The organism is Bradyrhizobium uaiense (assembly GCF_010811875.1).
GTDB classification, from domain to species: Bacteria; Pseudomonadota; Alphaproteobacteria; order Rhizobiales; family Xanthobacteraceae; genus Bradyrhizobium; species Bradyrhizobium uaiense.
In genome coordinates this window covers 1-210 of record NZ_VKHP01001272.1, presented here as the reverse complement: position 1 = coordinate 210, position 210 = coordinate 1, and the positions used below count along the sequence as shown (strand labels likewise).

The following is a 210-nucleotide window of genomic DNA, read 5'->3' as shown; positions in this document are numbered from 1 at the left end:
ACCGTTTGGTATTGAGCGACGCGGCGTGGGAGCGGATGGCGCCGTTGATCATAGGGCGCCCGGATCAGAAGGGCTCGACCGGGCGCGACAACCGAATGTTCGTTGAAGGAGTGCTGTGGATCGTGCGGACGGGGTCTCCCTGGCGCGATCTCCCGGAGGTCTTCGGCGATTGGAACAGCGTGTTCCGGCGCTTCAGCCGATGGAGCATCA

At 63.8% G+C, this 210-nt stretch carries 1 protein-coding gene; it reads left to right on the top strand.

Annotation, left to right across the window (positions count from 1 at the left end; translation table 11 throughout):
- Positions 1 to 210: transposase (locus tag FNJ47_RS55915; protein ID WP_163163972.1), on the top strand; the 210-nt coding region annotated here is incomplete at both ends.